Annotated in this window: 13 protein-coding genes; 12 read left to right on the top strand and 1 reads right to left on the bottom strand. The window is 67.0% G+C overall.

Annotation, left to right across the window (positions count from 1 at the left end):
• Window positions 1-249: 249 nt before the first annotated feature.
• From AAFF27_18560 to AAFF27_18610, 11 genes are all read left to right on the top strand, one after another.
• Window positions 250-1,209: a tripartite tricarboxylate transporter substrate binding protein gene (locus tag AAFF27_18560; protein ID XAH22010.1), complete on the top strand. Its 960-nt coding sequence runs from the start codon at window positions 250-252 to the stop codon at window positions 1,207-1,209.
• A 12-nt stretch (window positions 1,210-1,221) separates the two neighbouring features.
• Window positions 1,222-2,472 carry an aconitase X catalytic domain-containing protein gene (locus AAFF27_18565; protein XAH22011.1) on the top strand — a complete coding sequence of 417 codons (1,251 nt, stop codon included), beginning with the start codon at window positions 1,222-1,224 and terminating at the stop codon, window positions 2,470-2,472.
• A 3-nt stretch (window positions 2,473-2,475) separates the two neighbouring features.
• Window positions 2,476-2,901, top strand: coding sequence for a DUF126 domain-containing protein (locus AAFF27_18570; GenBank protein ID XAH22012.1), 426 nt, complete (start codon window positions 2,476-2,478; stop codon window positions 2,899-2,901).
• Window positions 2,898-3,833: an NAD(P)-dependent oxidoreductase gene (locus AAFF27_18575; GenBank protein ID XAH22013.1), complete on the top strand. Its 936-nt coding sequence runs from the start codon at window positions 2,898-2,900 to the stop codon at window positions 3,831-3,833. The genes AAFF27_18570 and AAFF27_18575 overlap by 4 nt, the downstream gene beginning before the upstream one ends.
• Before the next feature lie 5 nt (window positions 3,834-3,838).
• Window positions 3,839-4,879, top strand: a complete 1,041-nt coding sequence (locus AAFF27_18580; GenBank protein ID XAH22014.1) for a hypothetical protein — start codon at window positions 3,839-3,841, stop codon at window positions 4,877-4,879.
• Window positions 4,876-6,318, top strand: a complete 1,443-nt coding sequence (locus AAFF27_18585; GenBank protein ID XAH22015.1) for an MmgE/PrpD family protein — start codon at window positions 4,876-4,878, stop codon at window positions 6,316-6,318. The genes AAFF27_18580 and AAFF27_18585 overlap by 4 nt, the downstream gene beginning before the upstream one ends.
• Window positions 6,315-7,709: an MmgE/PrpD family protein gene (locus AAFF27_18590; GenBank protein ID XAH22016.1), complete on the top strand. Its 1,395-nt coding sequence runs from the start codon at window positions 6,315-6,317 to the stop codon at window positions 7,707-7,709. Before AAFF27_18585 ends, AAFF27_18590 begins: the two co-directional genes overlap by 4 nt.
• A 41-nt stretch (window positions 7,710-7,750) precedes the next feature.
• Window positions 7,751-8,728 (top strand): tripartite tricarboxylate transporter substrate binding protein, encoded by a 978-nt coding sequence (locus tag AAFF27_18595; GenBank protein ID XAH22017.1) that lies wholly within the window; start codon window positions 7,751-7,753, stop codon window positions 8,726-8,728.
• 17 nt (window positions 8,729-8,745) lie between these two features.
• Window positions 8,746-9,474 (top strand): IclR family transcriptional regulator, encoded by a 729-nt coding sequence (locus tag AAFF27_18600; protein ID XAH22018.1) that lies wholly within the window; start codon window positions 8,746-8,748, stop codon window positions 9,472-9,474.
• A gap of 79 nt (window positions 9,475-9,553) precedes the next feature.
• Window positions 9,554-10,735 (top strand): iron-containing alcohol dehydrogenase family protein, encoded by a 1,182-nt coding sequence (locus tag AAFF27_18605; protein XAH22019.1) that lies wholly within the window; start codon window positions 9,554-9,556, stop codon window positions 10,733-10,735.
• Between the two features lie 128 nt (window positions 10,736-10,863).
• Window positions 10,864-11,022 (top strand): hypothetical protein, encoded by a 159-nt coding sequence (locus AAFF27_18610; protein XAH22020.1) that lies wholly within the window; start codon window positions 10,864-10,866, stop codon window positions 11,020-11,022.
• A 92-nt stretch (window positions 11,023-11,114) separates the two neighbouring features.
• Here the strand turns inward: AAFF27_18610 and AAFF27_18615 are convergent, their stop codons facing one another.
• Window positions 11,115-12,731, bottom strand: coding sequence for a GMC family oxidoreductase N-terminal domain-containing protein (locus tag AAFF27_18615; protein ID XAH22021.1), 1,617 nt, complete (start codon window positions 12,729-12,731; stop codon window positions 11,115-11,117).
• Between the two features lie 249 nt (window positions 12,732-12,980).
• On the opposite strand from AAFF27_18615, the gene leuC reads away from it, so the two are divergent.
• Window positions 12,981-14,378 carry a 3-isopropylmalate dehydratase large subunit gene (gene leuC, locus AAFF27_18620; protein ID XAH22022.1) on the top strand — a complete coding sequence of 466 codons (1,398 nt, stop codon included), beginning with the start codon at window positions 12,981-12,983 and terminating at the stop codon, window positions 14,376-14,378.
• Window position 14,379 lies beyond the last annotated feature (1 nt).

The raw sequence follows: 14,379 nt of genomic DNA on the forward strand, positions 1-14,379 counted from the left end.
TCGTTCTCCCCGAACACACAAGAGCAAACACGCAGCGTTCACACATGTGCGACGCATGGTGTGTGGATGCACCGACTACACGGCCATGTCGCCACCATGCACATGTCTGCATGGGGTGAAATACACCGGTTTCATTCAACGGAACCGTGTTTGCACATTGAATCTTGCCGCCACACAATTCTTATGCGACTGCCGATTCATCGACGCAGATCGGCACCAGCCCCACGCGGTTCGAACAAGGAGACAAACATGCCCCGACGCTTCAAGCGCCTTCTACTACTTGCCTTTGCCACGGCCTCTCTGAGCCCGGTGCTGGCGCAGGTCCCATACCCCCAGAAGCCGATCCGCATCATTGCCAGCTCGGCAGTCGGTGGCCTGCTCGACGCCCATGCGCGGCTGTATGCGCTGAAGATGTCGGAGAAGCTGGGACAACCCGTCACCGTGGAGAACCGCCCCGGTGCCAACGGTGCCCTGGCGTACAGCGCAGTGCGCGGCGCCGAGCGCGATGGCTATACGCTGCTGGCAACGTCGGACACGATCGCCATCCGCGCCGCGCGGCAACGCGACCCGGGTTACGACCTGGAGAAGGACTTCACCGGCATCGGCCTGTTCAGCCGCGCGCCGGTCGTGCTGCTGACCGGAAACGGCCAGCGCGAACGCAATTTCTCAGAGCTTGCCGCACGCGCGCGCACTGCACCCGACACGTTGACCTACGCGTCCTCGGGCGAGGGAACGACGACGCACCTGGCGGCAGCACTGTTGCTGCAACAGGCCAGCGTGAGGATGCTGCATGTCCCCTACAAGGGCAACGCCGCTGCCAAGCCGGACGTGATCGGCGGCCGCGTCAACGTGATGCTCGGCGTGCTACAGGACCTTGGCGCCGGCAACATGCGCGCGCTCGGTGTCAGTGCGACAAAGCGCGTGCCCGCGTATCCCGACATTCCCACGCTGGCCGAGCAAGGCGCAGCCGACTTCAGCTGGTACCCGTGGTTCGGATTGGTCGCGCCGTCCGGCGTCCCCAAGGACGTCGTGCAGCGTCTGGCACAGGCCATGCAGTACGCCGCTCAAAGCGATGACATCCGCCGCTACATGGAACGCGAAGGCAGCGAGCTGGTGGCCATGAGCCCGGAGCAGTTCACCGCGTCGATGCGAGAGACCCGCCTGCGGATCGAGAGGCTCGCGGCGGATCTTGACTGGCCCAAGGAATGACAGGAGAGCACAGTGATACTGACAGATGAAGAGAAGTCCATGCTGGACGGCAAGCATGGCTGGCCCAAGCAGAAGTCGATGGAGATCCTCGTCGGCCTGGGGGAATGCTTCGACGCCGAGCGACTGATCCCGATTCGATCGACGCACCTGCCAGGCGGCGCACTCATTGCGACAGGGAGCCAGTCTGGCCGCATGCAGTTCATCAGCGAGTTCGCCGACCGCGGCGGAACGTTTGCCACCTTCGCGGACATGAATACGACATCGGTAGACACCGAGCTCTGGGAGTACCTCGGCATTCCCGAGGAATTCGTGCGCCAGAGCAATGCCTACCTCGCGAAGTTCAGCCAGATGGGCGCGCAGCTGTGCAACACCTGCACGCCGTACCTGATCGGCCACCTGCCTTCGTTCGGCGAGCACGTGGCATGGGGAGAGTCGTCCGCGATCATCTTCGTCAACTCGGTCATCGGCGCCAGGACCAACCGCGAGGGCGCGCCGAGTGCCTATGCCGCAGCCATCACCGGCAGGACACCTGCGTACGGCCTGCACCTCGATGCGGAGCGCCACGGCGAGTTGAAGATCGTGGTCGACGCCAAGTTGGGCGGCCCGGTCGACTTCGGCACACTGGGCTATTTCGCCGGCAAGCTCGCGGGCATGCGCACGCCCGTGTTCACGGGCCTGGCCGGACCGGTGTCCTGGGACGAACACAAGCTGCTCGGCGCCGCCACGGCCAACTCGGGCGGGTCGGCGATGTACCACATCGTCGGCATCACGCCAGAAGCTCCGACCGAGGCCGCGGCGTTCGGACCTCGCGCAGGCGGTGGCATCGAGACCCACGTGTTCGGCGAGCGCGAACTGCGCGAAACGGAGCAGCTGCTGGACAAGTCCCAGACACCGGAGGTCGACATCGTGGTCGTTGGCTGCCCCAACGCGTCCATCGCCGAGATCACCGAAGTGGCGCAGTTGCTGGAGGGCAAGCGCGTGCACGAAAACACGCAGCTGTGGCTGTTCACCTCAAGGCCGATGAAGGCCTACGCCGAGAAGATGGGCTACCTCAAGACCATCGAGTCGGCGGGCGGCAAGATCGTCTGCGAGGCCTGCACCGCGACCATGCCGGCAGGCCTGCTCAAGAAAGGCGGCTTCAAGTCGCCGGCCACCAACTCCGCCAAGATGCTGTACTACCTCGCAGGCCGACAGGATCTGAACTCGCACTACGGTTCGACGCGGCGCGTCGTGCAGTCCGCCATCGACGGCATCTGGAGCTGAGCCATGCAGGACATCATCCTCAAGGGACACAAGGTGTCCAAGGGCAAGGCCGAGGGCGAAGCCCTGGTGACGCGCGACCCGATCGCATTCTTCGGCGGCGTGCGGCCAGAAGACGGTGTGGTCACCGACAAGAGCCACGAGCTGTACGGCATCTCGCTGGCCGGCAAGGTGCTCCTCTTTCCACAAGAGAAGGGCTCGGCCGGCGGCTCGTCGCAGATCTACGAGCTGATGGTCTGCAAGACCGCGCCGCTGGCCATGATCAATCTCAAGGCCGGCTCCATCGTGGCCGTCGGTGCCATCTCCAGCAGCATTCCGATGATGGACAAGCTGGTGCCGGATCCGTTCGACCACATCGAGACGGGCGACTGGGTGTCGCTCGATGCCGACCTCGGCACGGTCACGGTCCGCAAGCGCGGGAGGACGGCATGACCACAAGCGCTGCGCGGCACGACACGGTCGGCTTCGTCGGCCTGGGCCTAATGGGCATGCCCATGGCCCGCAACATCCTCCGAGCTGGCTACCGGCTGGTGGCCCATGACCTCGGCCGCGACAAGCTGGACGAAGTGGAAGCGCTGGGAGCGCTTGCTGCGCACGGTGCAGCGGATGTGGCACGTCAGGCCGCTATCCAGATCTGCATGGTAGAGACGACCGAGCAGGTCCAGTCGGTGGTGCTCGGCGCGGATGGTTTCGCAGCCGGCGCGCACGCCGGCGACATCGTCGTCTGCATGAGCACCATCGACCTGATAGCGGTGCGCGACATCCACGCCCGCCTTGCCGAGCGCGGCATCGATTTCATCGATGCCCCGGTCGCCGGCATGCGCGAGAACGGCGGTGCGGCAACGGCTTCGCTCAAGTGCTTCGCCGGCGGAGCCCCCGCGGTCCTGGAGCGTGCGCGCCCGGTGCTGGCCACCATGACGTCGGAGATCACGCATTTCGGTCCTGCCGGTTGCGGCACCGCCATCAAGCTCATCAACAGCATGGTGATGCAGAGCAACCGTATCGTTGCCTGTGAGGCGCTGGCGCTCGGCGCCAAGGCCGGGCTCGATCCAGCGCAGATGGTCGATCTTCTCGGCCGCACCTACGCCAACAGCGGTGCACTGCAGTACGACGCGCCACGCATCCTCGCACGTAAGTTCGAGACGAATCGCCTCGGTACGACCCTCAAGGACGTGCAACTGCAGGTGGCGCTCGGCAAGGCACTGGGGATGCCGATGCTGATGGCCACGCAGGCCCAGCAGGTCTACCAGATGGCCCATGCGATGGGCATCCGTGACGCCGCGGCCGTCGTCCAGGTCTACGAGAACTGGACCGGCGTGAAGGTCACACCGGTCGCGGCGTCGGTTTCCGCCCAGCAGGGCTGATCGGCATGCACACCCAGGTTGCGGATCCCCTGCGGACGCTTGGCCATCCCGCAGAACCGCCGTCGCCTTTGGTACTGCGTGCCAGAGGCAGCTTCTACGTGGGCGGGGAACGCGTGGCCCAAAGCGCGCTGGAGGCCGGCCGGCCCGGGCTGGCCGGGCATGTCGTCATCCACCAGATGTACGTCGAATACATGGTGCCCGCGTGCGATTGCCTCCTGGCACCTTTGGTGCTGGTGCACGGCACGACCAAGAGCGGCAAGACCTACGACACCACGCCTGACGGCCGGATGGGCTGGTTCGAGCATTTCGTGCGCCGCGGCCACCCGACCTACGTTGTCGACCAGGTCGCACGCGGCCGTTCGGGCTTCGACCAGTCGGCGTTCAACCGCGTTCGCGCGGGCGACGCACCGCCATCAGAGCAGGCCAACATCAGCCGGTTCAACGAAGAGTTCGCGTGGTGCTCGATGCGCTTCGGTCCCTCGTTCGGTGAGGCGTATCCGGACACCAAGTTTCCGGTGCATGCCGCGTTCGCGCTGGCGCAGCAGAACATCCCGGATCTCAACGCCACCCTGCCTTCGCCGAACCCCACCTGGAAGGCACTGTCTGACCTTGCGCGCATGCTCGATGGCGCGGTCCTGGTGGGGCACTCACAATCCGGCGCCTTCCCGCTCGACGCCGCCCTGCTCTGCCCGCACGCGGTGCGGGGCGCCGTCATCGTGGAGCCGGGCAGCCAGGGCTGCAAGTCCACCGTCTACTCGGATGCGCAGATCGCGGCGCTCGCGGCCGTGCCAACGCTGGTCGTCTTCGGCGATCACCTGGACACCGACACCCGGCAGCCGCACGCACCGCATCTGTGGCGCGACGCGTTTGACGACAGCATGCGTTACATCGCCCGCGTGCGGCAGGCCGGCGGCACGGCCAGCATGCTGCATCTGCCGGCCCTGGGACTGCAGGGCAACAGCCACCTGCTCATGCAGGACACCAACAACCTCGAGGTCGCCGACCTGGTCAGCCAATGGATCGCCAAGGAAGTACCGAGCACATGACCGACACGACACCTGAAGCCGCGCTCGAACCGCGCGACTGCCCCCCCCTGGAAGCCGCCGTGGTGCGGTTCATTCAGGAGTTCGACTCCCGGCGTGTGACACCGGAGCTGCGCACCGTGGTCAGCCGCGTGCTGCGCGACCAGTTCAGCGCGCAGATCGGCAACTCGCGGTTGCCCTGGTCGTGTCAAATCCTCGCCATGGCAAACGCGCGCCACGTGCCAGGCAACAGCACCATCCTGAGCACCGGCCTGCGCATGAGCGCGTTGGACGCCGCTTTCGTCAATGCCAGCTTCGCGCATGGCTTCGAGTACGACGAGGGCCACCGCGGCAGCAACAGCCACCCGGGCTGCTGCGTCGTGCCGACCGCCATCGCCGTCGGGGAGGAGACCGGCGCCACACTGGACGAGATGGTCACGGCCGTGCTCATGGGCTACGAGGTGTATGCGCGCATCGGCTGCCTTGCGGCCCCCGACCTGTTGCAGCGCGGGTTCCATCCGGCCACCGTGCTGGCCAGCTTTGGCGCTGCTGCCGTGGCGGTGAAGCTGCGCGGCCTGGACGCCGAGACCACGCTGCATGCATTGGCGATCGCCCTCAGCCACGCGTCCGGCGCCACCGAGTACAGCTCCAGTGGCGGGTCGGTCAAGCGTGTGCATCCCGGCATCGGCGTGCGCGGCGGCATGCTCTCTGCCGAGCTGGCGCAGGCCGGCATCACCGGACCGCGCGCCTTCCTGACTGGGGTCAAAGGCTTCTACCGTACCTTCGTACAGCGCCCAGTCGCAGCCGACGCGGCCCAGCACTTCTCGGCCGGACACCCCTACGAGATCCTGCGCGGCGGCTTCAAGCGCTACTGCTGCTGTGGTTGCAACCACTCGCCCATCGACATCATGGCGGCCTATACCGGCCGGGCCCATGAGATCGAACAGGTTTCCCTGCGCATCCAGCGCCTGTGCAACACGCTGGTCGGCACGGTCAACGCCAACGTCTACGAGCCCTCCAACATCGAGCAGGTGCAGTTCAGCCTGCCGACGCAGGTGGCGTTTGCCATGCTGGGCTACGGCAATGGCTACCAGGTCCACCTGGACTACCTGGAAGGCCGCCTGGACATGGCCCTGGTCCGCAGCACGGCACGCAAGGTGCAGATCAGCGAGGACCCGGACCTGGACCGCCGCTACGCCGGCAAGTTCGTTGCACAGGCCACGGTCACGCTGCGCGATGGCGCCAACGAGACGCACTTCGTCGAAGACTCGGTCGGCACGCCGGACAACCCCATGCCGGAGTCGGCGCACGACGCCAAGTTCATGGAGCTGACCAGGAACGTCCTCGGCGAGCCACAGGCAGCGCAGTTGCTCCGAGCCCTCCATGCGCTGGACCCTGGCACGCGCATCGCCGACCTGACCGCCCTGGCCACCCCCTCCTCGATCTCGAAAGCATCCACATGAATAGCTACACACGCCAACTCGGGGAATTCTCGGCCGGCCTTCGACTCGCGGACGTCCCGCCCGAGGTGCTGACCAGGGCCAAGTCCATCGTCCTGGACGGGCTAGGCTGCGGCCTGTTCGGCGCCAATCTCCCCTGGACACGCACGGTTGCCGGCGTCGCCAGGCGCGTCGACCCGGACGGCGGGACCGCATCGGTTTGGGGCCGTGGCGAGCGGGCCTCGCCGGTCAACGCCACCTTGATCAACGGCACGGCCATCCAGGGCTACGAACTCGACGACGCCAACCCGGCCACCATCCACAGCTGCGCCGCCATCCTGCCTGCGGTGTTCGCCGCGGCGGAGGTGGCCGGCACCGACCGCATTAGCGGCGAGCGCCTGCTGACGGCCATCGTCGCGGGCTTCGAAGTCGGTCCACGGGTCGGCCTGTGCATGAACGGCAACCAGATGCTGATCAAGGGCTGGCACGCACCGGGGCTCTTCGGCGTGTTCCCGGCCGCTGCGAGCTCCGGCGTAGTCCTGAGCCTAAATGCACAGCAGCACTACCAGGCGCTGGGCATCGCGGGGCCACAGGCCGCCGGCACCATGGCCGTGCAGTTCGGCTCGATGGCCAAGCGCATGCTGTCGGGCAAAGCAGCACAGACTGGCCTGTACTCCGCCCTGCTCGCCGCCGACGGCTTCACCGGCGCGCCGGACATCTTCGAACAGGAATACGGCGGGTTCTGCACCACGTTCACCCAGAGCACGGACAAGTTCGACCTCACACAGCTGACCGAGGGGCTCGGCACCCGCTGGGAAACCATGCGCATCTCCATCAAGCGCCATGCCTCGGTCGGGACCAACATGGCGGCACTGGACGCCATCGAGCTCATGGTCGCCGACGCAGCATTGAAGGCCGAAGACATCGAGCACATCACGGTCCAGCTGACCCAAGACGGCGTGCTGCACTCGTTCTGGACACCCTATGTCCCGGTCGATCTGACGGCCGCGCAGATGCACCTGGGCTTCTGCATCGCCATGAAGCTCATCGACGGCGAAGTCTTCGTCGACCAGATGACGGCCGACAACATCGGACGGCCCGAGCTCGTCGCCTTTGCGAACGAGCGTGTCAGCGTCGTGCGCAACGAGGCGCGCGAACGCAAGGGCCGCGCCTTCGCCCGCGGGGCAGACGTGGAGGTCAGACTCAAAGACGGCCGTACGCTGCATAAGACCGTGGACAACTTCCTCGGCAGCTTCCAGCGGCCGATGTCGGACGAGCAGATGGCGCAGAAGTACCGCCGGCTGGCCCGCAAGTCGATCTCGGCGGAGCGGACCGAGGAGATCGAGAACACGGTCAGGCATCTGGAAGCTGCGCCGTCGGTGAGGCGCCTGGTCGAACTCCTGCGCGGTTCCTGAATTCACACACCGACTTGTCGAACCGATCCACAGGAGACTCCATGCATCGCAGAAGAATTCTGGGCGCGGCACTGGCATCGGCCGTCCAGTCCATGGCAGCGCCCACCGTGTACGCGGATGCGGCGTTCCCAAACCGGCCGGTCAGGGTGGTGGTACCGTTCGCCCCGGGTGGCGCCGGCGACGCCATTGCGCGCGTGCTGGGCGACCGCGTTCAGGCCGAACTGGGCCAGAGCATCGTGGTCGAGAACAAGGGCGGCGGCAACACGGTGATCGGCACGCAGGCCGTCGCAAGCGCGCGGCCGGACGGCTACACGCTGCTGCAGACCACCGCGAGCAACGTCATCGTCGCCCAGATGCAGGAAAACCTGCCGTTCGATCCCGACCGTGCGTTCTCCGCCGTCGTCGGCGTCGGAGCCGTTCCGCTGACCTTGGTGGTCAATGCGCGGACTGGCCCCCGATCCATCGAGGAACTGGTGGCACAGGCCAGGTCCAGACCTGGCACCGCGTTTTATTCCTCGGGCGGCACCGGCTCGCAGACGCACGTGGCGCCAGCGTGGTTCGCCCAGTTGGCTGGCATGCCCGCGACCCACGTGGCGTTCCGCGGGGGCGGGCCGGCCGTGCAGGCCGTGCTCGCCGGCCAGGTCCAGTTCACGTTCGCCTCCACGATCGCTGTCCACGAGATGGTCAAGGGCGGGCAGCTTCGGCTGCTCGGCGTTACCAGCGATCGCCGGCTGCCGGCCTACCCCGAGGTGCCCTCGCTCGTGGAGCAGGGTTTCGCCGATTTCACCCCGGCGCTGTGGTACGGTTATGTCGCCCCCGCCGGCACGCCGAAGCCAGTCATCGAGCGGCTTCACGCGGCCTTCCGCCGCTCGGTCGACGACCCAGCCGTTCATGAGCGGCTGGAGACGCTCGGACTGCTCGTCAAGGTGCGCGGGCCCGGCGAATTCGCACGGTTCATGCAGGAGGAATCGGTCCGCTGGGGCCGCGTCGTCCGGGAGAACCGGATCAAGCTCGAATAAGTGCAACGTCGAACCCCATGCGCGCAGTCCACCGGATCCTGTCCATCATCGAATGCTTCACACCCGAGCGCCGCTCGCTGTCGCTGCAGGAAATCGCGGAGCGCATCGCGCTGCCCAAGGCCACCGCCTTCCGCATCGTCCACAGCCTGGAGGAAGCCGGCTACATGGTGCGGCTGGAGAACCAGCAATACTGCTTGTCGTTTCGCTTCATCCGCATCGCAGGGCTGGTCAAGAGCACGCTCGACATCCGGCTGCTGGCACGTCCGCTCATGGAGGAATTAACCGAGCGCACGCAGGAGACCGTCTGCATCTACACGCTGTCGGGCGCGAGTCGGGTGTGCATCGATACCACCACGACGGCATTGCAGCTGCGCAGCGTGACCCAGCCGGGCGACCATGCGCCGCTGCTCAACGGCTCCAGCTCCAAGCTCCTGCTCGCCTACATGTCGCCGACCGAGGCGGCTCCGTTGGTCCCCGCCATGGCCAAGGATGGCCGGCGCTCGCGCCTTGCGGTGACGGCCGAACTCGCGCAGATCCGCCAGCAGGGCTACGCCATCTCCCATGGCGAACGCCATATCGGCCTGTCGGGTCTGGCCGCGCCGATCACCGATGTCAACGAGCAGGTGCGCCATTGCCTCACATTGAGCGGACCGACCGCCCGCATCCAGACACACGAGAAGCAGTTCGTGCAGTTGCTCGTGAAGACTGCAGCCAAGATCTCCCGCCAGTACGGCGGCAAGAGCTGACGGCCCGCGCGCGGCGCAGGCGGGCGTGACTAGGCCTGGCATATCGATTGCTGCTATTTGGCGTCGCCAAGGATCCACCATGACAGAGACAACTTCTCCCACCGCATTCCAGTACGTCGCAGCCGAGCTGCGTCTGCACTGTGGCCCCGACAGCCTGGATGCACTTGCCAGGGAATTGCAACGCCATGGCTGTCGGCGCGCAGTCGTCGTCACAGGACGCTCCGTCGGCAACAGCGAGGCGATGCAGTCGCTGCGCGGCGCGCTGGACCGGACACTGGTCGGTGAAAGCGCCGATGTGCGGCCGAACAGCCCCGTGTCATCCGTCGACAAGGTGGCGCGCCTGCTGGCCGAATGCGAAGCCGACGCGGTGATCGCCATCGGGGGTGGTTCCGCCGCCGTCACGGCGCGGGCGGCCAGCATCCTGCTAGCCGAGGGGAAGACGGCGCAAGCGCTGAGCACCCGCCGCCACCCGGACGGCCGCTTCGAGAGCCCCAGGCTCGCTGCCCCAAAGATTGCCCAGTTCGTGGTCCCCACGACGCCGAGCACGGCCTTCGTCAAGGCTGGCAGCGCGGTACACGACGATGCGACGTCGCAGCGGCTCGCCCTGTTCGATCCCAAGACCCGCGCCAAGGCGCTGTTCCTGCATCCCGCGTTCCTGCGCACCGCGCCGGATGCGCTGGTGCGCAGTGCCGCGCTGAACACTTTGTCGACCGCGATCGAGGCGCTGGAGTCGCCCAGGTGCGACCCCTTGTCCGAAAGCATGCTGGTCCACGCACTGCGCCTGGTCGCGCAGCACCTGAACGCACTATCGCCCGACCATGAGGCCGCCCGCCAGGCGCTCGTGGTCGCCGGAGTGCTGTGCGGCCGGGGTACGGAAGCCGCTGGCGGTGGCCTGGCCTCCGTGCTCGCCCATGCCATCGGCCACCGCGCGCATGCTGCCAATGGCATCGTCAATGCAATCGTGCTGCCTCATACGATGCGCTTCAACGCCCCGGCCACGGCCACGACCAGCCAGCGCATCCTGGGAGCATTGGCACCCCACACCACCGTCCAGAAGGCGCATACGGGCCAGGCCGTGGCCGCACTGCAGGACCTGCTGGCGGGTGCCCGCATCCCGCGGCAGTTGCGTGAGATCGGCGTGCAGGAGTCCGACCTGGGCCCGATTGCGCATGCCGCCATGGCCGACTGGTTCATCGGCCGCAGCGCCCGCCGCGTTGCCGATGCCGATGAGGTGCTGAAAATTCTGCGCGCCGCGCTGTAGGCACGTGACGCCTCGAACGACAGGCGTGTCTTCCCGGCGCACAGCGCTTCGACCCTGACAGCGAAAGCCCTGGCTGTGGGCCACGAGGAGCTGGCCGCTGGCATCGAACTTCCGCCCTCGAGCTTCTGATGCAAGCAGCCCTTCGAACCGCCCCCATCAACGTCGGCTACATCGGCCTGGGTGCCATGGACGGTGCCCTGGCCGGCCGGCTCTGTGCAGACCAAGCGCTGCATGTCTGGTACCTCAACCGCCAGGCGTCGGCGAACTGGCCCGGCAATGCCGGGTGATCCTGCTCTGCCTGCCGCTCAGCGGGGCCCACTCGACCAGCCAGGTGCGCGATCGGCACGCATCGAACGCGTCGCCGATTGATGCGCCGTTGCTAACGCGCTCCCGCGCGGTCCTGCAACACCAAGTCCGCACCCTTCTCGCCGATCATCACGGTCGGCGCATTGGTGTTGCCCGATGTCACCGTTGGCATGATGGACGCGTCGATCACACGCAGGCGCTCCACGCCGCGCACCTTCAAACGCGGGTCAACGACGGCCATATCGTCTACCCCCATCTTGCAGCTGCCTGCCGGATGGAAGGAGCAGTGGCCCTCGCGTCGCATGAAGTCGATCAGCTGCTCATCGGTTTGCACATCCGGGCCTGGCACGCGCTCGGCCATGACGCGCGAGCGCATCGGCTCGGTGTTCAGAATGGCCCGCAGCTTGCGCAATCCGACCAGCGAGGCCTGCACGTCTTCGGGATGCTCCAGGTAGTTCGGCACGAAGGCCGGCGCCTGCATCGGGTCGGCCGACTTCAGAAGCACCTCGCCCCGCGAGGCCGGCCGCACGCGGTAGACCGACGCGCCCATGGCGTGGTAGCTGTCCACGTCGACCCGGCCCGAGTCCTGGTAGGTGAAGGTCATCGGGCGGAAACTGATCTCCAAGTCCGCATACTCGATGTCGGGATGGCTCTTGATGAAGATGGCCGCAGACGACGATGGCAGCGCCAGGTAGCCCTTCTTCGTGACCACGTAGCGGAATCCCTGCCAGTATTTGCGCCAGCCATTCAGCGCGTGGTTGTACGAGCTGTCCGGCGTGCACAGTGCCTGGACCCGCAGCGAGCAATGGTCCTGCAGGTTGCGGCCCACGCCCGGCAGATGGGCGACGGTCTGCACGCCGACCCGCTGCAGGGCCTCGCCGTCGCCGATGCCCGACAGCATGAGCAGGTGCGGCGAGCCCAGGGCACCGGATGAAACGATCACCTCACGACTCGCCCGGTAGGTATGGACGCGTCCATCCTCCAGCACTTCGACGCCCGTGGCCACACGGCCATCAAACACCACCCGGCGCACGTGCACGCCCGTGCGCACGACCAGGTTGGGCCGGTGGCGCACCGGCGCCACAAAGGCGTCGTAGGCGGTCTGGCGGATGCCATCGCGGATGTTGACCTGCACGATGCCCGCGCCCTCGTGTTCCAGCCCCGAAAACACATCGACGCGCGCCACGCCGGTGCGCGTCGCGGCCTCGACGAAATCCTGCACCGAGGGGTGCGTCACCGAGGGATCGCCGACGTACAGAGGGCCTTCGCCGCCGTGGTACGGCCCCGCACCGCGGGAATTGGTTTCCGAGCGCTTAAAGTACGGCAGCACGTCGTCCCAACCCCAACCGGCGGCCCCGAGCCGCTTCCACTGGTCGAAGTCGTCGCGGTTGCCGCGGAAATGCACCATGCCGTTGATGGCACTGCAGCCACCCAGCGTCTTGCCGCGCGGCCAGTACAGGCGCCGGTCGCACATGGAGGGCACCGGCTCGGTGTAGAAGCGCCAGTTGTAGCGTTCCGACTTGAACAGCTTGGCCATGCCGGCGGGCGTGCGGATCCAGAAGTCGTCGGCGGGCGGGCCGGCCTCCAGCAGCAGCACGCGGCAGTCGGGTTGGTCGGTAAGCCGGCGGGCCAGCACGCAGCCGGCTGTCCCGGCTCCGGCGATGATGTAGTCGTAGGTTTCGGTGGTCACGAGGCGTGCTGAGCAATAGCAATGCCAGCACGCAGCACCGCTCGCAAACTCTGCCCTTGCTGGGCGCGCCTCACATCTGAGCCCTGCGTGCCCACGCGCGCATGTCCACCGCGACGACGAAGGACAGCACAGAGTGTCCACCGCAAACACAATGTCAAGCTGCACTGCGCATGAACGCTGGGGAATGCTCCCGGCACAGTAGTTGCACAACACGACCATTGACGCTGACGCACGCCGCCCCACGACCCCATGAGCAAGACCCTGTACGACAAGATCTGGGACGCACACACCATCGCGCAGGGCGACGATGGGCAGACCCTGCTGCACGTGGCGCGCCACATGACGCACGACGGATCCGGACATGCCTTCGACTTCCTGCAGGCCCGCGGCCTTGGCGTGCGCCACCCCGACCAGGTGTTCGCCACCCCCGACCATGGTGTACCGTCCAGCAGCCATGACGTCGCCGCCATGCCTGATGGAGACCAGCGCCGTGTGGTCGAACTGCTCGCGCGCAACACGCGCAAGTTCGGCATCGTCCATTTCGCGCTCGACGACCCCCGGCAAGGCATCGTGCATGTGGTGGGCCCCGAGCAGGGCATCACCCAGCCGGGCATGGTGCTGGTCTGCGGAGATTCGCACACGTCCACGCATGGCGCGCTCGGCGCGCTCGCGTTCGGCCTGGGCACCAGCGACATCCTCCACGTGCTCGCCACACAGGCGACCTGGCAGCAGCGGTCCAAGACCATGCGCATCACCGTGGAGGGCAGCTTGCCTCCGGGTGTCACGGCCAAGGACGTGATCCTGGCCATCATCGCCAAGGTCGGCGCCAACGGCGCCACTGGCCACGTGATCGAGTACGCGGGTTCGACGATCCGTGCCATGTCGATCGAGCAGCGCCTCACGGTGTGCAACATGTCGATCGACGCCGGGGCCCGCGCCGGCATGGTGGCCCCGGACGAAGTGACCTACGCCTACCTGCGCGGACGGCCATTCGCACCCGCGGGCACGGACTGGGACAAGGCCATGGCGTACTGGCAGACGCTGCCCTCCGACCCCGACGCCACGTTCGACCGCGAGGTATCGCTCGATGCGCGCACGCTCGCGCCCATGGTGACCTGGGGCAACAGCCCCGAAGACGCCATCGCCGTCGACGCCCGCGTTCCCGATCCCGACGCCGAAGCCGACCCGCAGCGCCGCGCTGCCATGCGCAAGGCGCTGGACTACATGGACTTGGCACCCGGCACCCCAATGACCGACATCGGCATCGACCAGGTCTTCATCGGCTCGTGCACGAACGCACGGCTGGATGACCTGCGCGCCGCGGCAGCCGTCCTGCGCGGTGGGCATGCCGTGGTGCCCGCACTTGTCGTGCCGGGCTCCACCCAGGTCAAGCTGGCGGCCGAGTCGGAAGGCCTGGACCGCGTCTTCCGCGACGCGGGGTTCGACTGGGGCGAGTCCGGCTGCTCCATGTGCGTCGCGATGAACGGCGACATGGTCGGCCCCGGCAAGCGCTGCGCATCGACCTCGAACCGCAGCACCATCGATCGGCAGGGCAAGGGCAGCCGCACACACCTGGTGAGTCCGGCGATGGCCGCCGCCGCGGCGCTCACCGGCCGCATCACCGACGTACGCACGTTGAAAGGCTGAC

Origin of the sequence: Xylophilus sp. GW821-FHT01B05, from assembly GCA_038961845.1 — a bacterium.
Taxonomy (GTDB): Bacteria; Pseudomonadota; Gammaproteobacteria; order Burkholderiales; family Burkholderiaceae_C; genus Xylophilus.

Coding starts and splice junctions, on each gene's coding strand:
- AAFF27_18560 (XAH22010.1), top strand. CDS start 250: ATGCCCCGACGCTTCAAGCGCCTTCTACTACTTGCCTTTGCCACGGCC.
- AAFF27_18570 (XAH22012.1), top strand. CDS start 2,476: ATGCAGGACATCATCCTCAAGGGACACAAGGTGTCCAAGGGCAAGGCC.
- AAFF27_18575 (XAH22013.1), top strand. CDS start 2,898: ATGACCACAAGCGCTGCGCGGCACGACACGGTCGGCTTCGTCGGCCTG.
- AAFF27_18580 (XAH22014.1), top strand. CDS start 3,839: ATGCACACCCAGGTTGCGGATCCCCTGCGGACGCTTGGCCATCCCGCA.
- AAFF27_18585 (XAH22015.1), top strand. CDS start 4,876: ATGACCGACACGACACCTGAAGCCGCGCTCGAACCGCGCGACTGCCCC.
- AAFF27_18590 (XAH22016.1), top strand. CDS start 6,315: ATGAATAGCTACACACGCCAACTCGGGGAATTCTCGGCCGGCCTTCGA.
- AAFF27_18595 (XAH22017.1), top strand. CDS start 7,751: ATGCATCGCAGAAGAATTCTGGGCGCGGCACTGGCATCGGCCGTCCAG.
- AAFF27_18600 (XAH22018.1), top strand. CDS start 8,746: ATGCGCGCAGTCCACCGGATCCTGTCCATCATCGAATGCTTCACACCC.
- AAFF27_18605 (XAH22019.1), top strand. CDS start 9,554: ATGACAGAGACAACTTCTCCCACCGCATTCCAGTACGTCGCAGCCGAG.
- AAFF27_18610 (XAH22020.1), top strand. CDS start 10,864: ATGCAAGCAGCCCTTCGAACCGCCCCCATCAACGTCGGCTACATCGGC.
- leuC (XAH22022.1), top strand. CDS start 12,981: ATGAGCAAGACCCTGTACGACAAGATCTGGGACGCACACACCATCGCG.